The sequence below is a fragment of the Mycobacterium sp. genome (assembly GCF_036488105.1).
Lineage (GTDB): Bacteria > Actinomycetota > Actinomycetes > Mycobacteriales > Mycobacteriaceae > Mycobacterium.
Genome location: NZ_DASXHW010000024.1, coordinates 1 through 20,403 on the forward strand (window position 1 = coordinate 1; position 20,403 = coordinate 20,403).

General features: G+C 67.3%; 21 protein-coding genes and 1 pseudogene. 12 read left to right on the plus strand and 10 right to left on the minus strand.

Annotation, left to right across the window (positions count from 1 at the left end; genetic code table 11):
• Positions 1–370, minus strand: a 370-nt coding sequence (locus VGH54_RS01370; protein ID WP_331510144.1) for an ATP-binding protein, incomplete at its 3' end; no start/stop codon positions are given.
• Positions 371–454: 84 nt separating this feature from the next.
• Here VGH54_RS01370 and VGH54_RS01375 point away from each other — a divergent pair.
• The 7 genes from VGH54_RS01375 (at position 455) to VGH54_RS01405 (ending at position 6,149) form a co-directional block, all read left to right on the plus strand.
• Complete coding sequence (locus tag VGH54_RS01375) at positions 455–1,018, plus strand: TIGR00730 family Rossman fold protein (protein ID WP_331510145.1); 564 nt, start codon at positions 455–457, stop codon at positions 1,016–1,018.
• A gap of 63 nt (positions 1,019–1,081) precedes the next feature.
• On the plus strand, positions 1,082–2,863 hold the full coding sequence (gene fadD6 / locus VGH54_RS01380) for a long-chain-acyl-CoA synthetase FadD6 (RefSeq protein WP_331510146.1): 1,782 nt from the start codon (positions 1,082–1,084) through the stop codon (positions 2,861–2,863).
• Between the two features lie 232 nt (positions 2,864–3,095).
• Positions 3,096–3,920 (plus strand): dihydropteroate synthase, encoded by an 825-nt coding sequence (gene folP / locus VGH54_RS01385; RefSeq protein WP_331510161.1) that lies wholly within the window; start codon positions 3,096–3,098, stop codon positions 3,918–3,920.
• Entirely contained in the window at positions 3,917–4,897 is a 981-nt protein-coding gene (locus VGH54_RS01390) for a glucosyl-3-phosphoglycerate synthase (RefSeq protein ID WP_331510147.1), read from the plus strand. Before folP ends, VGH54_RS01390 begins: the two co-directional genes overlap by 4 nt.
• A 43-nt stretch (positions 4,898–4,940) precedes the next feature.
• The gene (locus VGH54_RS01395) at positions 4,941–5,297 is read left to right on the plus strand and encodes a DivIVA domain-containing protein (RefSeq protein ID WP_331510148.1); all 357 of its coding nucleotides are present in this window, start codon (positions 4,941–4,943) and stop codon (positions 5,295–5,297) included.
• Complete coding sequence (locus VGH54_RS01400) at positions 5,294–5,878, plus strand: DNA-3-methyladenine glycosylase I (RefSeq protein ID WP_331510149.1); 585 nt, start codon at positions 5,294–5,296, stop codon at positions 5,876–5,878. The genes VGH54_RS01395 and VGH54_RS01400 overlap by 4 nt, the downstream gene beginning before the upstream one ends.
• Before the next feature lie 103 nt (positions 5,879–5,981).
• Positions 5,982–6,149 carry a DUF3117 domain-containing protein gene (locus VGH54_RS01405; protein WP_003406247.1) on the plus strand — a complete coding sequence of 56 codons (168 nt, stop codon included), beginning with the start codon at positions 5,982–5,984 and terminating at the stop codon, positions 6,147–6,149.
• Between the two features lie 8 nt (positions 6,150–6,157).
• On the opposite strand, the gene glgA is transcribed toward VGH54_RS01405, so the two are convergent.
• Positions 6,158–7,330 (minus strand): glycogen synthase, encoded by a 1,173-nt coding sequence (gene glgA, locus VGH54_RS01410; RefSeq protein ID WP_331510150.1) that lies wholly within the window; start codon positions 7,328–7,330, stop codon positions 6,158–6,160.
• Positions 7,331–7,480: 150 nt separating this feature from the next.
• Between glgA and glgC the strand changes: the two genes are divergently transcribed.
• Positions 7,481–8,695, plus strand: coding sequence for a glucose-1-phosphate adenylyltransferase (gene glgC, locus VGH54_RS01415; RefSeq protein ID WP_331510151.1), 1,215 nt, complete (start codon positions 7,481–7,483; stop codon positions 8,693–8,695).
• Positions 8,696–8,698: 3 nt separating this feature from the next.
• On the opposite strand, the gene VGH54_RS01420 is transcribed toward glgC, so the two are convergent.
• The 5 genes from VGH54_RS01420 to VGH54_RS01440 form a co-directional block, all read right to left on the minus strand.
• Complete coding sequence (locus VGH54_RS01420; RefSeq protein ID WP_331510152.1) at positions 8,699–9,373, minus strand: isoprenylcysteine carboxylmethyltransferase family protein; 675 nt, start codon at positions 9,371–9,373, stop codon at positions 8,699–8,701.
• Between the two features lie 9 nt (positions 9,374–9,382).
• A complete protein-coding gene (locus tag VGH54_RS01425; protein WP_331510153.1) occupies positions 9,383–11,020 on the minus strand; it encodes an ABC transporter permease in 1,638 nt (545 codons plus the stop codon).
• Positions 11,021–11,093: 73 nt separating this feature from the next.
• Positions 11,094–12,029: an ABC transporter ATP-binding protein gene (locus tag VGH54_RS01430; RefSeq protein ID WP_331510154.1), complete on the minus strand. Its 936-nt coding sequence runs from the start codon at positions 12,027–12,029 to the stop codon at positions 11,094–11,096.
• On the minus strand, positions 12,019–12,660 hold the full coding sequence (locus VGH54_RS01435) for a TetR/AcrR family transcriptional regulator (RefSeq protein ID WP_331510155.1): 642 nt from the start codon (positions 12,658–12,660) through the stop codon (positions 12,019–12,021). The genes VGH54_RS01430 and VGH54_RS01435 overlap by 11 nt, the downstream gene beginning before the upstream one ends.
• A gap of 87 nt (positions 12,661–12,747) precedes the next feature.
• Positions 12,748–13,416 (minus strand): O-methyltransferase, encoded by a 669-nt coding sequence (locus VGH54_RS01440; RefSeq protein WP_331510156.1) that lies wholly within the window; start codon positions 13,414–13,416, stop codon positions 12,748–12,750.
• A gap of 199 nt (positions 13,417–13,615) precedes the next feature.
• Here VGH54_RS01440 and sigE point away from each other — a divergent pair, with 199 nt between their 5' ends.
• The 4 genes and pseudogenes from sigE to tatB all read left to right on the plus strand — a co-directional run.
• A complete protein-coding gene (sigE, locus tag VGH54_RS01445) occupies positions 13,616–14,368 on the plus strand; it encodes an RNA polymerase sigma factor SigE (protein ID WP_331510157.1) in 753 nt (250 codons plus the stop codon).
• A 107-nt stretch (positions 14,369–14,475) separates the two neighbouring features.
• A complete protein-coding gene (rseA, locus tag VGH54_RS01450) occupies positions 14,476–14,976 on the plus strand; it encodes an anti-sigma E factor RseA (RefSeq protein ID WP_331510158.1) in 501 nt (166 codons plus the stop codon).
• 86 nt (positions 14,977–15,062) lie between these two features.
• Positions 15,063–16,565, plus strand: coding sequence for a S1C family serine protease (locus VGH54_RS01455; RefSeq protein ID WP_331510159.1), 1,503 nt, complete (start codon positions 15,063–15,065; stop codon positions 16,563–16,565).
• Positions 16,565–16,862 (plus strand): annotated as a pseudogene (gene tatB / locus VGH54_RS01460) (Sec-independent protein translocase protein TatB); the annotation flags it as partial. The gene VGH54_RS01455 and the pseudogene tatB, both read left to right, overlap by 1 nt.
• Before the next feature lie 106 nt (positions 16,863–16,968).
• Here tatB and VGH54_RS01465 read toward each other — a convergent pair.
• The 3 genes from VGH54_RS01465 to VGH54_RS01475 all read right to left on the minus strand — a co-directional run bounded on the left by VGH54_RS01465 (position 16,969) and on the right by VGH54_RS01475 (position 20,336).
• Positions 16,969–18,102, minus strand: coding sequence for an Mrp/NBP35 family ATP-binding protein (locus tag VGH54_RS01465; RefSeq protein WP_331510160.1), 1,134 nt, complete (start codon positions 18,100–18,102; stop codon positions 16,969–16,971).
• A gap of 43 nt (positions 18,103–18,145) precedes the next feature.
• Entirely contained in the window at positions 18,146–19,393 is a 1,248-nt protein-coding gene (locus tag VGH54_RS01470) for a lytic transglycosylase domain-containing protein (RefSeq protein ID WP_331510162.1), read from the minus strand.
• Positions 19,394–19,790: 397 nt separating this feature from the next.
• Positions 19,791–20,336 carry a DUF1003 domain-containing protein gene (locus tag VGH54_RS01475; protein ID WP_331510163.1) on the minus strand — a complete coding sequence of 182 codons (546 nt, stop codon included), beginning with the start codon at positions 20,334–20,336 and terminating at the stop codon, positions 19,791–19,793.
• Positions 20,337–20,403 lie beyond the last annotated feature (67 nt).

The window sequence follows — 20,403 nt, forward strand, 5'->3', positions numbered from 1 at the left end:
GTGTCGCGGACAGATGGTCGAGGTGGTGTGCGTCGTCGACGACGAAAAGCTGCTGAGCATCGCCACCGGCCAGGTGCTCCTGCGCGGCGCGCAGCAGCTCGGCCGGTCGGCCCGTCTCGGTGATGTCGGCGTCGGCCAGCAGGGCACGGAATGCGCCGAACGGGATGACTCGCTCGGTCGCGGTGCCCACCAGCCGGTGCACCACGGTCGACGGTGCGGCGAACGCCTCCGCGGCGCTGTGAGCCAGCAACGTCTTGCCGACGCCGTCGGCTCCCACGATCGCCACGCCGGAACAGTGCGGATCGTCCAAGGCGGCCGCGACCTCGCGCAGCACTGCGTCCTGCGGCGCGGCAACCCAAGCACTCGGCACCGCCGGATCTTATGGCGCGCGCCCCTTGCCGCATGCGGTTAGGCCCAAATGCGCTCGGCGGCAAGGTTGGTCTACGTTTCGACTGTGCACCCCAAACGCGATGCACCCCATCCACGAGCGGTCTGCGTGTACTGCGCGTCCGGAACCACCGACCCCGAGTTGCTGGCGCTGGCCGCCGAACTCGGCGAAGCGATCGCGGAGCGGGGCTGGACCCTGGTCTGGGGCGGCGGGAACGTCTCGGCGATGGGTGCGCTGGCCACGGCCGCGCGGTCCCGCGGTGGCTGGACCGTCGGCGTCATTCCCAAGGCCCTGGTGCGCCGCGAAGTCGCCGACTACGACGCCGACGAGCTGATCGTCACCGACACGATGCGGGAGCGCAAACAGATCATGGAGGACCGCGCCGACGCATTCATCACGCTGCCGGGCGGCATCGGCACGCTGGAGGAGCTGTTCGAGGCCTGGACCGGCGGGTATCTGGGCATGCACGACAAGCCTGTGGTGATGCTGGATCCGGCCGGACACTTCGACGGGCTGCGTACCTGGTTGGGCGGGCTGATCCACAGCGGCTACGTCTCGCACGCGGCGATGGACACGCTGGTGGTTGTCGACGACGTCGATGCGGCCATCGCGGCGTGCACACCCCGCTAAGCGCATTTGCTGGCACAGATAGGCTGGCCGCCATCCAGCTGTTGCGCGAAACGGGGGTGGACGGTGTCCCAACACAACTCCAGTGACCAGACATCGGTCGGGCTGATCGATATTGCGAGCCAGATGCCCGGCCTGTTGGCCGACGCCCCGGTGATAGTGCGTGGGGTGGTCACCGGGCTGCTGGCGCGGCCGACCTCGAAGACGTCGATCGGCAAGGTGTTCCAGGACCGCGCCGCCCGTCTGGGCGACAAGGTGTTCCTCCGGTTCGGCGATCAGCAACTGACCTACCGCGAGGCCAACGCGACCGTCAACCGCTATGCGGCGGTGCTCGCGGCGCGCGGTGTCGGCCGCGGTGACGTTGTCGGCATCATGCTGCGCAACTCACCCAACGCCGTGCTGATGATGCTGGCCACGGTCAAGTGTGGCGCGATCGCCGGCATGCTGAATTACCACCAGCGCGGCGAGGTGCTCGCGCACAGCCTGGGTCTGCTGGACGCGAAGGTTCTGGTCGCCGAATCCGATCTGGTCGACGCGGTGGACGAGAGCGGGTGGTCCGGAGTCGCCCCGACGACGATCGAGGAGATGGAGCGGCTCGCGGCCACCGCGCCGACCACCAACCCGCCGTCGGCGTCGGCCGTGTTGGCCAAGGACACCGCGTTCTACATCTTCACCTCGGGCACCACCGGTCATCCCAAGGCCAGCGTGATGACCCACAAACGGTGGCTGGCCGCCCTGGCGGCGTTCGGCGGACTTGGCTTGCGGCTCAAGAGTTCTGACACGTTGTACAGCTGTCTGCCGCTGTACCACAACAACGCGCTGACCGTCGCGATCGGATCGGTGATCAACTCCGGGGGGACCCTGGCCCTGGGTAAGTCGTTCTCGGCGTCGCGGTTCTGGGACGAGGTGATCGCCAGTGACGCGACGGCATTCATCTACATCGGTGAGATCTGCCGGTATCTGCTGAATCAACCCGCTAAGCCGACCGACCGCGCGCACAAGGTTCGGCTGATCGCCGGCAACGGGTTGCGCCCGGAGATCTGGGACGAATTCACCTCCCGGTTCGGCATCGAACGCGTCTGCGAGTTCTACGCGGCCAGCGAAGGAAACACCGCCTTCATTAACATGTTCAACGTGCCGCGATCCGCGGGCTGGGCGGCGATGCCGGTGGCTTACGTCGCCTACGACGCCGACACCGGCGCGCCGCAGCGAGGCGAGGACGGCTGGGTGCAGAAGGTGCCCGCCGGCGAACCCGGTCTGCTGCTCAGCCCGGTCACCAGGCTGCAACCGTTCGACGGGTACACCGATCCGGGCGCGAGCGAAAAGAAGTTGGTGCGCAACGCTTTTCGCGACGGGGACTGCTGGTTCAACACCGGCGACGTGATGAGCCCGCAGGGCATGGGTCATGCCGCCTTCGTCGACCGGCTCGGTGACACCTTCCGCTGGAAGGGTGAGAACGTCGCCACCACGCAGGTGGAGCGGGCGCTGGGGTCCAACAAGTCCGTCGAGGAGTGCACGGTCTTCGGTGTGGAGATTCCGCGTACCGGCGGGCGGGCCGGAATGGCGGCGGTCAAGCTGCGCGACGGCGCCGACTTCGACGGCAAGGCGCTTGCCGAGACCGTCTATTCGCACCTGCCCGTCTACGCGTTGCCGCTGTTCGTGCGAGTCGTCGAATCGATGGAACACACCACCACGTTCAAGAGCCGCAAAGTGGATCTGCGTGAACAGGCCTACGGCCCCGGCATCGAGGACCCGCTGTACGTGCTGGCCGGCCGCGACGAGGGCTATGTGCCGTTCTACGACGACTACCCCGACGACGTCGCGAGCGGCAAGCGACCGCAGGGCTAGGCACCACGAGTCACACCAGCACCGTCAGCTGGGTGGCACCCTCTTTTGAAATCGTTGCCGTATGCGATATCACCCGGGCAGTGATATCGCCCGCGATCACAAAACGAAAAGGCGAGCCACCTCAGACACCCACGGACCAGGCTGGTGAGCGACCAGTGCGGGCAGCGGGCACCATGGAAGGGTGCAGTCCACCCTGTGCGGTCGCCCGGTCAGCGACGATCGCCCACTGATCATGGCGATCGTCAACCGCACCCCGGACTCGTTCTACGACCGGGGTGCGAACTTCACCGACGATGCGGCCCGAGCGGCCGCGGGTCGCCTCATCGCCGAGGGCGCCGACGTGGTCGATGTGGGCGGCGTCAAGGCGGGCCCGGGGGAGAGCATCGACGCGCAAGCCGAAATCGCCCGGGTGGTGCCGTTCATCGAGTGGCTGCGCGAGACCTACCCCCAGCAACTGATCAGCATCGACACCTGGCGTTCAGAGGTGGCCAGGCTCGCCTGCCGGGCCGGCGCAGACCTGATCAACGACAGCTGGGGCGGCTATGATCCCGCGATGCCCGAGGTAGCGGCCGAATTCGGCGCCGGCCTGGTGTGCTCGCACACCGGGGGTGCCCGGCCGCGCACCCGTCCGTACCGGGTCAGCTACGGCGTCAGCACTCACGGCGTCGTCGCCGACGTGATCAATGAAGTCACCTCAGCAGCCGAACGGGCCGTCGTCGCCGGGGTGGATCGCGACCGCATTTTTATCGACCCGACCCACGACTTCGGGAAGAACACTTTCCATGGATTGGCGCTGTTGCGCCACATGGAAGATCTTGTTAACACCGGGTGGCCGATATTGATGGCGTTGAGCAACAAAGATTTCGTCGGGGAGACTCTTGGGGTGGACCTGACGCAACGACTAGAGGGAACCCTGGCCGCCACCGCGCTCGCAGCCGCCGCCGGGGCCCGGATGTTTCGCGTGCATGAAGTCGGGCCCACCCGACGGGTGTTGGAGATGGTGGCGTCGATCCAGGGGCAACGGTCCCCGACGCGCACGGTGAGAGGACTTGCATGACGGCATCTGAGCTGGTCGATCTCGCCGCTGAGGGCGCATTGGCCGCCATGCCGGGCGACGTCTGGCTGGCCGACCGAAGCTGGACCCGTCCGCAGTGGACGGTCGAGGAGCTGCAAGCGGCCAAGGCCGGACGAACCATCTCGGTGGTGCTGCCCGCCCTCAATGAGGAAGGCACCGTCGAATCGGTGATCGACAGCATCTCACCGCTGGTCGGGGACCTGGTCGACGAGCTGATCGTGCTCGACTCGGGGTCCACCGACGACACTGAGATCCGGGCGATCGCCGCCGGCGCCCGTGTCGTGACACGCGAACAAGCGCTGCCCGAGATCGCGCCGCGGCCGGGCAAAGGCGAGGTGCTGTGGCGATCGCTGGCGGCCGCCAGCGGCGACATCGTGGTCTTCGTCGACTCGGATCTGATCGACCCGCACCCGATGTTCGTGCCGCGGCTGCTCGGGCCGCTGCTCACCGAGGACGGCGTTCACCTCGTCAAGAGCTTTTACCGGCGGCCGCTGAACGCCTACGACGCCAGCGGCCGCGAGGGCGCGACCGGCGGTGGGCGGGTCACCGAGTTGGTGGCCCGGCCGTTGCTGGCGGCGCTGCGGCCCGAACTGGGCTGTGTGTTGCAGCCGCTTGGCGGCGAGTACGCGGCCACCCGCGAACTGCTGATGTCGGTGCCGTTCGCGCCTGGCTACGGCGTCGAGATCGGCCTGCTGATCGATACCTACGACCGGCTGGGACTGGACGCGATCGCGCAGGTGAACCTCGGCGTGCGGGCGCACCGCAACCGGCCGCTGGCCGAGCTGGGTCCGATGAGCCGTCAGGTCGTCGCCACGCTGCTGTCCCGCTGCGGCATCCCCGACTCCGGCGTCGGCTTGACGCAGTTCTTCGTCGACGGCGATGGATACGCGCCGCGCACCTCGGCGGTGTCGCTGGCCGACCGGCCGCCCATGAACGCGGTTCGACCGCGCCGCTCTTAGCACCTGCACGCCGCCGTCGGACCGATAAGGCAATATCGGTGCCGTGGCGTTGGTGTTGCTCTACGTGGTGGTCTTGGTCCTGGTAGCGATCGTGCTGTTCGGGGTGGCCAGTCTGTTGTTCGGCCGTGGCGAGCCGCTGCCACCGCTGCCGCGGGGGACGACGCCGACGGTCCTGCCGGCGTCCGGCGTCACCGGCGCTGACGTCGACTCGGTGAAGTTCACCCAGACCCTGCGCGGCTACAAGACCAGCGAGGTGGACTGGGTGCTCGACCGGCTCGGCCAGGAACTCGACCAGTTGCGTGGTCAGCTGTCGTCGGTGCACGCCGCGGCCGCGGCGGAGGTGGAAGCCGATGACGAGCGGCGCGCCGCCGATGTCGACGACGAGCCGGAGCAGACATGACCGCGTCCGACGACGGCCTGGCCCGCTGCGACTGGGCGGTTGGGCGGCCCGAGAGCCCGGACTTCCTGCTGTACCGCGACTACCACGACAAGGAGTGGGGTCGGCCACTGCACGGGCGGGCGCCGCTGTTCGAACGGATGAGTCTGGAGGCCTTCCAAAGTGGCCTGTCCTGGCTGATCATCTTGCGCAAACGGGAGAATTTCCGGCAGGCCTTCGCCGGCTTCGACGTCGAGAAGGTCGCCCGCTTCACCGACGCCGACGTGACCCGGCTGATGGCCGATCAGGGCATCGTCCGTAACCGCGCCAAGATCGAGGCGACCATCGCCAATGCGCGGGCTGCCGCCGACACTGAGGACGACCTCTCGGAGCTGCTCTGGTCGTTCGCCCCGGCGAAGCGACCGCGGCCCGCAAGCATCGCTGACGTCCCCGCGACAACGCCGGAATCCACCGCCATGGCGCGCGAATTGAAACGCCGCGGGTTCCGCTTCGTCGGTCCTACGACCGCGTACGCGCTGATGCAGGCGACCGGGATGGTCGACGATCACCTGCGGGGTTGCTGGGTGCCGTCAACCGTCGCGTGAAACGCCGAGCCGGAGGTCATGTACACCTAGCCACGCCCATAGGGAACAATGGAGGGGTGAATGTGCAGTTGACGGGCCAGCTCGAATCTGGAGGGAGCGCTCGATGGCGGCGATGAAGCCCCGGACCGGTGACGGTCCACTGGAAGCGACGAAGGAGGGGCGCGGCATCGTGATGCGGGTACCGCTGGAGGGCGGTGGTCGACTAGTCGTCGAGCTGACACCCGATGAAGCCGCTGCACTCGGGGACGAACTCAAAGGCGTCACCAGCTAAACCGGCCGTCACGCGCACACCTTCTGGTAGATCTCCAGCGTCTGCTGCGCGATCTGCGCCCAGGAGAACTCCGCGATGCAGCGCTGCCGCCCCGCTCGGCCATAGCGCTCCGCTCTCTCCGGGTCGGCGATCAATGCGTTGACCGCCTCGGCGATCCTGGCCTGGTAACCGGCCGCGTCGTCGGCGTCGTAGTGCACCAGCAAACCGGTCACCCCGTCGTCGACCACCTCGGGTATGCCACCCACATCGGACGCCACCACCGCGGTGCCGCACGCCATCGCCTCGAGGTTGACGATCCCCAGCGGCTCGTACACCGATGGACACACGAAAATCTTTGCTGCCGATAGTATTTCGCGGATCTTGCCGATGGGCAGCATTTCCCGCACCCAGAACACGCCGGTGCGCGAGCCGGCCAGCTCAGCCACCCCGGCACTCACCTCGGCGGCGATTTCCGGTGTGTCTGGCGCGCCGGCGCACAGCACCAACTGCACGTCAGGATCGAAATCGTGCGCGGCCGCCAGCAGGTGCGCGACGCCCTTCTGCCGGGTGATCCGCCCGACGAATGCGACGATCGGCCGGCTGCGGTCGACGCCGATGTCCGTCAGCACCGACTCGCCCGGCGACGATTCCAGTGCCTCGGCCGGATACCAGACGTCGGTGTCAATCCCGTTGCGCACGACATGCACCCGGTTGGGATCGACCGTCGGATAGACCCGTAGCACGTCGTCGCGCATACCGGAGCTGACGGCGATCACCGCGCCGGCGGCGTTCACCGCGGTCTGCTCCACCCACGAGGAGATCCGGTAGCCGCCACCGAGTTGCTCGGCCTTCCACGGCCGCAACGGCTCCAGCGAATGTGCCGTCAGCACATGGGGGACGCCGTGCAGTAACGACGCCAGATGCCCGGCCATCCCGGCGTACCAGGTGTGGCTGTGGACGACGGTGGCCTCCGCGGCTGCATTCGCCATCAGCAGATCGGTCGACAGCGTAGAGAGCGCCGGGTTGGCGCCGCGCAATTGTGCGTCGGGTTGGTATGCGAACGCCCCCGGCCGCGGCGCCCCTTGGCAGTGCACGTCAACCTGGCACAACTTGCGCAGTTGCGCGACGAGCTCGGTCACGTGTACTCCGGCTCCGCCGTAGACCTCCGGCGGGTACTCCCGAGTCATCATCGCCACGCGCATACCCGGCACCGTAGTAGCCGGACGCGGACCGTGCAGCCCCGGCCACCCTGTTCGGAGAAGTCATCCAAATTTGTTGATGGACAATCCGTCAGCGTGGGTATTCAGGTGTTTGATCTGGCAGGGGTTCACGACGGCCGTTAGGTTTGATCCATGAGGGAAGCGCCACAAGTGCTGGGCATTGTCCTGGCCGGCGGCGAGGGTAAGCGGTTATATCCACTGACCGCCGACCGCGCCAAGCCAGCGGTTCCCTTCGGTGGTGCCTATCGGCTGATCGACTTCGTGCTGTCCAATCTCGTCAACGCCCGCTACTTGAGAATCTGCGTCCTCACGCAGTACAAGTCGCATTCATTGGACCGCCACATTTCGCAGAACTGGCGATTGTCCGGTCTGGCCGGTGAGTACATCACCCCGGTCCCGGCCCAGCAGCGGCTCGGCCCGCGTTGGTACACCGGGTCCGCGGACGCGATCTATCAGTCGCTCAACCTCATCTACGACGAGGATCCGGAGTACATCGTGGTTTTCGGCGCCGACCACGTCTACCGGATGGATCCCGAGCAGATGCTGCGCTTCCACGTCGAGAGCGGCGCGGGAGCCACGGTCGCGGGCATCCGGGTGCCCCGTGCCGAGGCAACTGCGTTCGGCTGCATCGACGCCGACGAATCCGGCCGCATCCGCAGCTTCGTCGAGAAGCCGGCCGATCCGCCGGGTACGCCCGACGACCCCGACGCCACGTTCGTGTCGATGGGCAACTACATCTTCACCACCAAGGTCCTGATCGACGCGATCCGTGCCGACGCCGATGACGATCACTCCGACCACGACATGGGCGGCGACATCATTCCAAGACTGGTTGGTGATGGGATGGCCGCGGTCTACGACTTCAACGACAACGACGTGCCCGGTGCCACCGACCGCGACCGGGGTTACTGGCGCGACGTCGGGACGCTGGATGCGTTCTACGACGCGCACATGGATCTGGTGTCGGTGCACCCCGTGTTCAACCTCTACAACAAGCGCTGGCCCATCCTCGGTGCGTCGGAGAACCTGGCGCCGGCCAAGTTCGTCAACGGTGGCTCCGCGCAGGAGTCGGTGGTGGGCGCGGGCAGCATCATCTCGGCGGCGTCGGTGCGGAACTCGGTGCTGTCGTCCAACGTCGTGGTCGACGACGGCGCCATCGTGGAGGGCAGCGTGATCATGCCGGGCGTGCGGGTCGGCCGCGGCGCGGTGGTCCGTCACGCGATCCTGGACAAGAACGTCGTCGTCGGACCCGGCGAGATGGTCGGGGTGGACCTGGAGAAGGATCGCGAACGCTTCGCGATCAGCGCCGGCGGCGTTGTCGCCGTGGGCAAGGGCGTCTGGATCTGACGTTCACCACACGTAGGGCAGCAGCCGGTAGTGCACCCGTTGGGTGTAGTCCCGGTAGCCGCTGAGTTGGTGCGTCAGCAGGTCCTCTTCATCGCGGATGCGCATGACGAGCACCAGCACGCCGGGGATGAGCAGGAGCAAACCCCAGTACGAGCCGAGCGCCAATGGGATGCCGAGCATCAAAACGACGTTTCCGCTGTACATCGGATGGCGCACCAGCCCGTACAGGCCATTGGAAACGAGCTGCTGGCCCGCCTCGACGGTGACATTGGCTGCAGCATAACCATTTTGAATGATCACCAGCATCGCCAGGCCGAGTCCGATCGCGACCAGAACGTCGCCGATCAGCGAGACGGGCGCCGGGACCGGCGACCATCCGAAGCGGTGATCAAGGGCGCTGATCACGAACATGGCCGGAAAGGAGATGAACACAACGGTGATGAGGATGCGCTGCAGCGGTCGGCTCTCCGCGGACGGCCCGACCCGCATCCGCCGCCCGAGGGCTTCGGGATTCGTGCGCATCAAGTACACACTGGGGATCCAGGTGGAGAGCGCGAACACCGCGAGGAAGACCCAGGCCTGCCAATAGTGGAATGTTCCGGCCGGCAGGAACAGCATCGCTCCGAAGGCCACCAGGCCCAAAGTGGCTGAAAGTAGGCCTTTGGCAGCAGTTTTCATGACGGCCCCCTAACTCTGCAGGTCGCGGCGGCGAAAGGCCGCCACTCCCAGCGCGATCAGCGCGACGTCGATCGCCAACAAATAAAGCAGCGGAACCGGCGTGAAGGCGCCGGTGACAAGCGGGATGTGCGCGAACGGCTCCAGGTCGAGCACCCACTGCGGAAAGCCGGACAGCGAACCGATCAGGTACAGCGCGACGAATCCGACCAGCACCCCCCATGCGACCGGGCTGAAACGCGGCGCCAGCCCGAACAACGCGACGGTCACGGCGGCCGGCAGCCACAGGGCCGGCAGCTGAACCAGGGCGGTGCCCACGACCATCCACAGCTTGCCACCGACGTCGTGGGCGGCAATTCCGTAGCTGAGGCCGGCGATCGCACCGGCGATCACGATCGCGACCGCCGAGCCGATCAGTGCTATCACGAGATGACTTGCCAGCCAACGGCTTCGGCTCACCGATCCACTCAGAAGCGTCTCGGCCCGTTGACTAACCTCTTCCTGGTGCAGTCGCAATGTCAGCGACACCGCGAACGCGGCCGCCATCATGCCCAGCATGCAGAACGCGGCAGCGACGAAGGCCTGCTCCAAGACATTGGTGCCGCCCATGCGCACGACGATGTCTCGTGCCGTATCGTCGTCCAGCTCATCGCCGATGCCGTGGATGATGCTGCCGATCAGCAAGCCGTACAGGGACAGTCCGACGGTCCACAGCAGCAGCGCACCGCGATCCAGCCGCCAGGCCAGCCCGAAAGCGTTCCGCAGCAACGATGTTGCGGTGCCCGGGCCGGGCCGTTCGGCGATCAACCCCGCCCCGACGTCACGACGGGCGAGCAGCTGGTAGGCCAGCGCGGTGAGCAGCAGCGTCGCCGCCAGATGCAACAGCAGCACCCACCACCGGTCACCGGCGTAGGGGCGAACCTGCAACGACCAGCCCAGCGGCGACAGCCACGACAACGCCGGTGAGGCGGCGTCGCCGACGGCGCGCAAGGTGAACGCGGTGGCCAGCACGGCGAATGCCGCACCGCGCGCGAAACGTGCGCTCGCCGAAAGTTGGGCCGCGACCGCGGCGACGGCGGTGAACACCAGACCCGAGCAGGCCAGTGCCGCACCGAAAGCCAGCGACCCGCCTGCCGGGACGCTGGTCCCCAACAGGCCGGCCGCGCCGAGCGCGCCGGTGGTCAGCGAGGCCCCGCATGACAACACCCCCGCTGCGGTCAGGCTGGCGTACCGGCCCACCGCGGTCGAGTCGACCAACTCGGCACGGCCGGTTTCTTCGTCGGCGCGGGTGTGGCGGATGACGGTGAGAATGACCGCCACAGCGATCAGTAGATGGAACATGCCGGCTTTCCAGATGCCGGTCGCGCCAAGGCTGTCGTTGTATATCTTTCCGTAAAGCGCCCGCTGCGCGGGGCTGGCCATGATCGTGGCGGCGAAGCCGGCGCGGGCCGCCTGGTCCGGGTAGACCTTCTCGATGCCGCCGATGTAGACGGTGGCCAATGGCGTCGACAGCAGTAACACCCAGAGCGGCATGACAATCCGGTCGCGTCGCAGGTAGAGCCGTAGCATGCCGAGCGTCCCGGTGAAGGCCGAGCCGTGCCGTGGCGCCTCGTGCGCCGGCTGCTGGTGCCGTTCCAACACTGTGCTCATTGGCGCCACTCTCCCCCGCAAGCGGGAGGTGCCCCCACCTCATCGCTTCGCTCTGCATCGTCGTTGGCGCGGGTCATGAGCGCGCTCCTTGATCGCTCAGCTCCCGCTGACCGTCGGGGCCGTAGTGACGCATGAAGAGCTCTTCCAGTGTGGGCGGCTGGCTGACCAGGCTGCGCACACCGGTCTCGCCGAGCACCCGGATGAGTTCGCCGAGGCCTTCGCTGTCGACGTGGGCGTGCAGCGTAGTACCTTCGTAGCTGACGTCCTCGACGCCGCGGATGCGGGTGAGATCGCCCGGGTCGTTGAGCAAGTCGGCTGTGATCGTCGTTCGGCTGAGGTGCCGCATCGATTCCAGCGTCCCGCTCTCGACGGTCTTGCCGGCGCGGATGATCGTCACCCGTTCGCAGAGTGCCTCGGTCTCGGCCAGGATGTGACTGGACAGCAGGAACGTCGCGCCGCGATCGCGTGCTTCGGCGACGCACTGCTGAAAGATTTTCTCCATCAACGGGTCCAGACCACTGCTCGGCTCGTCGAGGAGCAGCAGCCGGGCCCGCGACGAGAAGGCGGAGATCAGCGAGATCTTCTGCCGGTTGCCTTTGGAGTAGGTCCGGGCCTTCTTGTGCGGGTCGAGTTCGAAGCGCTCGACCAGCTCGGCTCGTCGCTTTTCGTCGATGCCACCGCGCATGCGGGCCAGCAGGTCGATCGTCTCGCCGCCGGTCAGATTCGGCCACAGCGTGACATCGCCGGGAACATAGGCGATCTGCCGGTGGAGGTCGACCGCGTCGTTCCATGGGTCGCCGCCGAGTAGGCGCGCCGTGCCCGAGTCGGCCTTCGCCACCCCCAGTAGTACCCGGATCGTCGTCGACTTTCCGGCCCCGTTGGGCCCGAGGAAGCCGTGCACCTCGCCCTCGCGCACTGTGAGCTGCAGGCCGTCGAGGGCCCGAACCGCACCGAAAGTCTTTGTCAGATTGCGGATTTCGATCGGCAAGTGATTGCTGTCAACTGGCATCAGAGTCTCCTTGTTCGGCTTGAGCGAGAAAGGCCTCGTACATATGGCTGTCGGTCATCAGACCGTCGGTGTAGAGCTCCAGGGCGGGTAACACCATGTCCCGGGCGTAGTCGCGAAGCACCGCGCGTAAATCCGTTGGGGTGTCGTGCATCTGGATGTACAGCAGGAACCCGCCGCCGCCGGTGATCGCCAAGTACTTGGACCGGGCTTTGGGATCCCGGCTGGGCTTCAGGATGCCGCTAGCGACCCCTTCGTCCAGGTAGCTCTCGGCGTTGTCCATCATCGTGCGCCAAAACGTTCTCGCGAGCTCACCACCGGCCTGCATGCTGCGCACCAAGTAGGCCATCAAGGGCGCGTACTCCTCGATCTCGGCCATCGCGGCGAACCAGGTTGCCGGGTCGCTGGAATTCATCGCCTCGGACTTACCGCCGCGAATCTCCTCGGCGACATAGTCGTCGCAGGCCTTACGCAGACCGTCTTTGGAACCGAAGTGGTGGATGACGAGCGCAGCGCTCACGCCGGCCGCCTCGGCGATCGAGCGCAGCCCGACGCTGAAGCCCTGCTCGCCGAACCGCTCGATCGCCGCGTCGCGGATCCGGGCCGCGGCGGTCAGATCGTCGACTGAACGCATGTTCAGAACGCTAAACACTCGTTCAGTCGGACGTCAAGGGGTAACCCGTTACGAATCCATACTCGAATTCCGGGAGGGGGCGTGCAATCAGTCGCGAACGGCGGCCAACAGGCCGTCGCCGAGCGGCACCAGGGCCGGCGTGAGCAGTTCGTTCTCGGCGATGAGCCGCGCCGCCTCGCGCACCGCGGCCACCTCCGCGTCGCGGGCCGCCGGATCACCGGCCCGGCCACCGGCCGCCGCGCCGTGCACGACGATCACGCCGCCGGAGCGCAGCAGCCTTACGCCTTCGACCACGTAGTCCGGCTGGTCGAGCGGGTCGGCGTCGATGAACACCAGGTCATAGGAGTCGTCGGCCAGCCGGGTCAGCACTTCCTGGGCACGGCCGCTGATCAGTCGGGTGCGCGACGGGCCGATGCTCGCGTCGGAGAAGGCCTCCTTGGCGATGCGCTGGTGCTCAGGCTCGATGTCGATCGTGGTCAGCACGCCGTCGTCGCTCATCCCGGACAGCAACCACAGGCTGCTGACGCCGGCGCCGGTGCCGACCTCGACGACGGCCTTTCCGCCGCTGAGTTTGGTCAGCAGGCTCAGCAGCGCCCCGACCGCCGGCGTTACCGCGCCGGCGCCGATGTCGGCGGCACGCTCGCGGGCGGCCAGCAGCACCGAATCCTCGGAGATCGAACCCTCGGCGTGCGCCGCGAGAGAGTCGGCCCGACTCGTCGTTGCTGGCTGGCCTGGTGTGCGGTCGGTCGTGGCCATGGCGTGAGCGTAAGTCCATCCTCTGCCGCGTGCTGTCAGGCGCGCCCGTCACCGGCGCCGCGACACGCTCGACGAATCGGTGTGATCTAAACGTAATGTGACCGATATGGCCAGCGTAACGGGGGTATCGGCGCCATTCTTAGTGAAAGCTCAGTGCGATCACATACCGCACACACGCCGATAGACGACGGTATCTCCCATGGAGCGTGGCGGCCGCTGGTCCGGGAATACATCCCGCTATCTTCGCGTTGCCCGCGGTGATGAACTGCCGAGCATTGACGGTAGCCTGAACCCGGAGGACTTGAACATCACCACACTGCTGAGCCCGTCCAGCATGTCGCACCCTGAGCAGTACCGCGACGCTGAGTGGGTCGAGCCCGCTGACGGGCCGTACGGGACCGCGGTCTTCGACGCGACCGGAGACAAGACGGCCATGCCGTCGTGGGATGAGCTGGTGCGTCAGCACGCCGACCGGGTCTACCGATTGGCGTATCGCCTATCCGGCAACCAGCACGATGCCGAGGACCTGACCCAGGAAACCTTTATCCGGGTTTTCCGGTCGGTGCAGAACTACCAGCCAGGGACCTTCGAGGGCTGGCTGCACCGCATCACCACCAACCTCTTCCTGGACATGGTCCGTCGTCGCGGCCGAGTCCGGATGGAGGCGCTGCCCGAGGACTACGACCGGGTGCCCGCAGACGAGCCGAACCCCGAAGAGATCTATCACGACGCGCACCTGGGTCCCGACCTGCAGGCGGCGCTCGATTCACTGCCGCCCGAATTCCGCGCCGCAGTCGTCTTGTGTGACATCGAGGGACTGTCCTACGAGGAGATCGGCGCCACGCTCGGCGTCAAGCTCGGGACCGTGCGCAGCCGCATCCACCGTGGACGGCAAGCGCTTCGGGACTATCTGGCGGCGCACTCGGACCACGCCGTTGCCGCCGAGGGCTAAGACACAACCCATCTGATCGGTGAGTTCTTTGGTGTTCGGCGTCGGTCAGCGCGCTACATTCGAGGTAGTGCCGCGAAAACACGACGTGATGCCGAGAGGAGTTGGTGATGGTCGAGCGGGGACATGTCTTCCGCCGAGCGTTCTCCTGGCTCCCCGCCCAATTCGCCTCGCAAAACGATGCGCCGGTGGGTGCTCCACGGCAATTCGGCTCGACCGAGCATCTGTCGATCGAGGCCATTTCTGCCTTTGTCGACGGTGAGCTTCGGATGAACGCTCACCTGCGCGCGGCGCATCACATCTCGCTCTGCCCGGAATGCGCCGCCGAAGTCGAGGGTCACCGTCACGCCCGCGAGGCGCTACGCGACTCCCACCCGATCAGAGTCCCCAGCACGCTGCTGGGATTGCTGTCGCAGATTCCGCACTGCCCGCCCGACGACGATGCGGGCGCTCAGCAGGGCGGCCAGCGGGAGACCCCCCGCGCACGGGGCAGCGCCGACCCGCCCCGCCCGCGGGGCAGCGCCGGCCCACCGCCGGACCGCGGCAGACCGCGCACGATGCGCGATCGATTCGCCGACGGCAACGGGCGTGATCGCCCAGAGCCTCGGTAGGGTGGACACCAGTTTGGCCAAGCCGGTGCGCGGCGCCGTGCTCGACTTCATAGCGCGCGTTTGCTAAGCGCTCGGAAGAGGATGACGTGAGCTCCGATCAAGACAACAACGGCGCCCCTCGGCTGGCGCCGCGACCCGTGTCTCGTCCGCCGGTCGACGCCGCATCGCGTCAGGCCTTCAGTCGTCCCGACGGTGTGCAGGGGTCATTCGTCGCCGAACGCGTCCGGCCGACGAAGTATCGCGACGCCGGGGATTTCACCCCGCATGACGAACCCGCCGACCCGGTCCTTTCGGAGGCCTTCGGTCGTCCGTTCCCCGGGGCCGATTCGCTGCAGCGCCACCCCACCGACGCGGGCGCGCTCGAGGACGGCAAGAACAAGGATGAATTCGAAGACCCCGAGGACCCCTGGCGCGATCCCGGCGCGGCCGCGGCTCTAGGTGAGCCGGCGGTAGCGCGCGCCGGTGCCCACGGGCCTGACGTCGCGCAGGGCCGGCTCGGAGTGCGTGACGTGTTGTTCGGCGGGCGGGTGTCGTATCTGGCGCTGTCGGTGCTTGCCGTGCTGGCGCTGCTGATCGGTTTGGTCGGCGGCGTGGTCGGACGCAAGACCGCGGAGGTCGTCGAGGCGTTCACCACCTCCAAGGTGAACCTGTCGACCGACGGCAACCGCGAAGCCCCGGCCGGCCGGTTCGCCAAAGTGGCTGCCGCGGTTGCTGATTCGGTGGTCACCATCCAGTCGGTCAGCGATCAAGAGGGCATGCAGGGGTCCGGCTTCGTGGTCGACGGCCGCGGGTACATCGTCACCAACAACCACGTCATCTCCGAAGCGGCCAACAACCCGAGCCAGTTCAAGACCACGGTGGTGTTCAACGACGGCAAGGAAGTGCCCGCCAACCTGGTCGGCCGCGACCCGAGGACCGACCTGGCCGTGCTCAAGGTGGACAACGTCAACAACCTGACGGTCGCCAAGCTCGGCGACTCCGACAAGGTCCGTGTCGGCGACGAGGTGCTGGCCGCCGGTGCGCCGCTGGGTCTGCGCAGCACCGTCACGCACGGCATCATCAGCGCGCTGCACCGCCCAATCCCATTGTCGGGGGAGGGTTCTGATACCGACACGGTGATCGACGCCATCCAGACCGACGCCTCGATCAACCACGGAAACTCCGGTGGTCCGCTGATCGACATGGACTCGCACGTCATCGGTATCAACACCGCCGGCAAGTCGTTGTCCGACAGCGCCAGCGGGCTGGGTTTCGCGATCCCGGTCAACGAGGCGAAAATCGTCGCGCAGACGTTGATCAAGGACGGCAAGATCGTGCACCCGACATTGGGTCTGAGCGCGCGGTCAGTGAGCAACGCGATCGCGCAGGGTGCACAGGTCGCCAACGTCAAGGCCGGCGGCCCCGCCGAGAAGGGCGGCATCCTCGAGAACGACGTGGTGGTCAAGGTCGGCAACCGCGGAGTGGCCGACGCTGACGAGTTCGTTGTCGCGGTGCGGCAATTGACCGTCGGGCAGCCCGCGCCGGTCGAGGTGGTCCGAGACGGACGTCACGTCACGCTCACAGTGACCCCGGGTCCGGACGGCGGCTAATGTTCGCCAACGTCGGCTGGGGCGAACTCCTGGTCCTCATGGTGGTCGGGCTGGTGGTCCTGGGCCCTGAACGCCTGCCGGGTGCGATCCGGTGGACGTCCTCCGCCTTGCGCCAAGCCCGCGACTACCTCAGCGGAATGACGACGCAACTGCGTGAGGACATGGGCCCCGAGTTCGACGATCTGCGCGAGCCGCTGTCCGAGCTGAACAAGCTGCGCGGCATGACGCCGCGCGCCGCGCTGACCAAGCACCTGTTCAACGGCGACGAATCGCTGTTCACCGGCAATTTCGATCACCCGATAGTCAAAACACCGGAAAATGTTGTGGCTCAGCCGGTTACAGAGGCGAAGACGGAGCAGACCGTCGCCGGGCCGGCGCCGTTCGACACCGACGCCACCTGAGCTCAGCGTCGACTGGTATCCAGTCCCAGTGACATACCGGCCAATCCGCGTCGCCGTGCCGACAGCGTGTCCGCGATGCTGCGTAGCTCCGTGCCGACCGGGGAGTCGGGGGCGCTGAGCACCACCGGAAGCCCGGCATCGCCGGCGGTAACCAGCGCAGGGTCCAACGGGATCTGACCGAGCAGCGGCACGTCCACACCCATTGCGCGGGTGAGCCGTTCGGCGACCCGCGCGCCGCCGCCTTCGCCGAACACCCGCATCGTCGAGCCGTCCGGCAGCAGTAATCCGGACATGTTCTCCACCACGCCGACGACGCGCTGGCGGGTCTGCAGTGCGATGCTGCCCGCGCGTTCGGCGACCTCGGCCGCGGCCAGCTGAGGCGTTGTCACCACGATGATTTCGGCGTTCGGGATCAACTGAGCGATCGAGATCGCGATGTCGCCGGTACCCGGTGGCAGGTCGAGCAGCAGCACATCGAGGTCGCCCCAGTACACGTCGGCCAGAAACTGTTGCAAGGCCCGGTGCAGCATCGGCCCACGCCACACGACGGGCGTGTTGCCCTCAGTGAATTGGGCGATGGAGATGACCTTCACCTCGTGCGCGATCGGCGGCAGGATCATCGACTCCACCTGGGTGGGCCGGTCGGTGGTTCCCATCATGCGCGGGATCGAGTGGCCGTGGATGTCGGCGTCGAGCAACCCGACCGACACCCCGCGCGTGGCCATCGCCGCGGCCAGGTTGACCGTCACCGTCGACTTACCCACGCCGCCCTTGCCGGAGGCGACGGCGTACACCCGGGTCAGCGATCCGGACTGGGCGAACGGGATGACGGGCTCGCGGGAGTCCCCGCGCAACTGCTTGCGCAGTTCGGTGCGCTGCTCGTCGTTCATCACGTCCAGGCTGACCTTCACCGTGCCGGTGCCCGGCACGTCGGCGACGGCCTGGCGCACGCGGTCGCTGATTTCGGTCTTCTTCGGGCACGCCGAGGTGGTCAGGTAGATCTCGACGTGGACGTCGCCGCCAGGGCCTACCTCGACCCCTTTGACCATCCCGAGTTCGGTGATGGGGCGGCGGAGTTCTGGATCAATAACCTTGGCCAGCGCGGTGCGTACGTCTGCAGTCGGATCGGACATCATCGCCGAGTGTAGTGCGGTGACGACGTGGGCCGGGACGGCCCGGTCAGGCGGGGGGAGCCGACTGCGGGGCGGCGGGTTGTCCAGCCGGCGCGGCGGGAGCAGGCTGGGCGGCGGGCGCAGGCTGGGCGGCGGGCGCAGGCGCCGGAGCGGCGGGCGGTGGAACCTGGGCGGGCGGGGCCACCGGCGGCGGCGGGACCGGTGGAGCAGCCGGCGGTGGAGCAGCCGGCGGCGGGGCTGGTGGCACACCCAACGGGGCGGGCGGCATGCCCGCCGGGGTCGGCGGCGCGTTGAACACCTGCTGAGGCCCGCTGGTGTCGCCGCTGATGCAGATCACCGTGCACGAGGGACCCGGCCGCTGCGTCGACCACGGCTGCGGGCCGTTGCTTGGGCCCCCGCTGAGGTCGATCAGCGGCATCTGGGCCAGCGGGTCGGTCGACGGCAAGCCGTGCATGTTCATCGGCAGGTTCGGCCCGAGGCCTTCGGCATTCTCCAAGTGCGCGTCGCCCAGCGGCGGTGCGGGCCCGGTGAGCGGCGGCAGGTCGACCGGAACGACGCCGGTGGCGTAGGCCGCGGCCCAGCCCAGCACGTTCTGGGCGTACGGCATCGAGTTGTTGTAGCGCAGGATCGACGACAACACCTGCGACTGGTCGCGCAGGTTCAGCCCGCCGCTGCACAGGTATCGAGCCGCGGCCAGGGTGGCGTCGTACAGGTTCTGCGGATCGGCCACGCCGTCGCCGTCGCCGTCGGAAGCATAGTGCGCCCAGGTGCCGGGCAGGAACTGCATCGGTCCCATCGCACGGGCATAAGCGACCCGTCCGGTCGCGGTGGCTTGGACGATGACCTCGTTGCCGGGCAGCGTTCCGTCCAGGGTCGGCCCGTAGATCGGTCGTATCGCGGTGCCGCGCGCATCGGTGGCGCCGCCGTTGGCGTGCCCGGACTCGATGCGCCCGATCCCGGCCAGCAGGTTCCAGCTGATGCCGCAGCCGGGGTCGGCGGTGGCCATCATCCGTTCCGCGTTGCGGTAGGCGTTCAGCGCCATCCCCGGAATCCCCAGCGCGCCAGGTGTATTCACCACACCTGTCGGTGGGGGAGCCGACGCCGCGGCCGCCGCGATGTGGAAACCGATCTTCGGGTGCTCGACGGCGATCACCAGTGGGCCGGTCGGGTCGGTGGAGGCGCGCGCGACCGCGGCAACCGGGGTGATGGCGGCATCGCGCAGCGTCGACTTGGTCAACGGGAACGGCGGTGCGCCGGCGCCGTCGACGCTGGCATAGATCAGGCAGGCGATCATCGCCACACCGAATGCCGGGCTCCGGGCCGTGCCGGTCAGAGCTTCCTGGACACTCGTCTTCACCGTCTGGGCAGTCGACGTGACGGCCGCGGCTGCAGCCGGAATCCTGACGGCGTCGGCCGCGCGAACCACCAGATTGCCCGCCGACGACGCGGCATTGACGATGGGACCAGGAATTTTGGGGACGCGAAGGATCGCCTTCTGCGTCTTTGCAAGGACGGGACGTAAGCCCATGCGTCCCTCTACCCGCACTCGACCTGCCTAGTTCTCGAGGGTTGTGGGACCCGCGGCACCGCGTGGGCCTCGTGAACTACGTCACCATACATAACACCGGTGACTCCAGTGACAACAATGGCGGAGTCTCTGCCTGTGAAAACACGGCTGATAGCCAGCTGTGTCAATTAGACGACGCGGCGTGTCGATCCACATCGCCGTCGGTGTCTTTGGGGGCAGGCTGAACCTCGCCCAAGTGCCGGTCTTCGAGTAGTACGCGCAGGTCTTCCAGCTCGCGGCGCAGGTAGTCCCCGGTCTTGGCGACATCGCCGATCGCCAGCCGCAGCGCGGCCAATTCGCGGGCCAGATATTCGGTGTCGGCCTTGGTCTCTTCGGCTCGCCGTCGATCCTGTTCGAGCGTGACGCGGTCACGGTTCTCCTGGCGGTTCTGGGCCAGCAAAATCAGCGGCGCGGCGTAGGCCGCCTGGGTGGAAAACGCCAGGTTGAGCAGGATGAACGGATAGGGGTCCCAGCGCAGGCTGACCGCGAAAACGTTCAGCAGGATCCACACCACCACGATGATGGTCTGAATCAGCAAATAGCTGCCGGTGCCGAAGAAGCGGGCGATCGACTCGGTGAATGCGCCGACGGCGTCGGAGTCCAACCGCGGTCGTGACAGTCGCGAGATGCGCGGCGTGTAGAGCCGCGATCGCGGTGCCGACTTGCTCATCACCGGCCTCCCGCGGTGTTCAGCGCCGGATCTTCGGTGGTATCCCGCCAGTCGTGCGGCAACAGAT

Bases quoted from the DNA above. Each gene is read 5' to 3' on its own strand.
- folP (WP_331510161.1), top strand. From the start codon at position 3,096: ATGGCGATCGTCAACCGCACCCCGGACTCGTTCTACGACCGGGGTGCG.
- VGH54_RS01390 (WP_331510147.1), top strand. From the start codon at position 3,917: ATGACGGCATCTGAGCTGGTCGATCTCGCCGCTGAGGGCGCATTGGCC.
- VGH54_RS01400 (WP_331510149.1), top strand. From the start codon at position 5,294: ATGACCGCGTCCGACGACGGCCTGGCCCGCTGCGACTGGGCGGTTGGG.
- VGH54_RS01405 (WP_003406247.1), top strand. From the start codon at position 5,982: ATGGCGGCGATGAAGCCCCGGACCGGTGACGGTCCACTGGAAGCGACG.
- glgA (WP_331510150.1), bottom strand. From the start codon at position 7,330: ATGCGCGTGGCGATGATGACTCGGGAGTACCCGCCGGAGGTCTACGGC.
- glgC (WP_331510151.1), top strand. From the start codon at position 7,481: ATGAGGGAAGCGCCACAAGTGCTGGGCATTGTCCTGGCCGGCGGCGAG.
- VGH54_RS01420 (WP_331510152.1), bottom strand. From the start codon at position 9,373: ATGAAAACTGCTGCCAAAGGCCTACTTTCAGCCACTTTGGGCCTGGTG.
- VGH54_RS01425 (WP_331510153.1), bottom strand. From the start codon at position 11,020: ATGAGCACAGTGTTGGAACGGCACCAGCAGCCGGCGCACGAGGCGCCA.
- VGH54_RS01430 (WP_331510154.1), bottom strand. From the start codon at position 12,029: ATGCCAGTTGACAGCAATCACTTGCCGATCGAAATCCGCAATCTGACA.
- VGH54_RS01435 (WP_331510155.1), bottom strand. From the start codon at position 12,660: ATGCGTTCAGTCGACGATCTGACCGCCGCGGCCCGGATCCGCGACGCG.
- VGH54_RS01440 (WP_331510156.1), bottom strand. From the start codon at position 13,416: ATGGCCACGACCGACCGCACACCAGGCCAGCCAGCAACGACGAGTCGG.
- sigE (WP_331510157.1), top strand. From the start codon at position 13,616: ATGGAGCGTGGCGGCCGCTGGTCCGGGAATACATCCCGCTATCTTCGC.
- rseA (WP_331510158.1), top strand. From the start codon at position 14,476: ATGGTCGAGCGGGGACATGTCTTCCGCCGAGCGTTCTCCTGGCTCCCC.
- VGH54_RS01465 (WP_331510160.1), bottom strand. From the start codon at position 18,102: ATGATGTCCGATCCGACTGCAGACGTACGCACCGCGCTGGCCAAGGTT.
- VGH54_RS01470 (WP_331510162.1), bottom strand. From the start codon at position 19,393: ATGATCGCCTGCCTGATCTATGCCAGCGTCGACGGCGCCGGCGCACCG.
- VGH54_RS01475 (WP_331510163.1), bottom strand. From the start codon at position 20,336: ATGAGCAAGTCGGCACCGCGATCGCGGCTCTACACGCCGCGCATCTCG.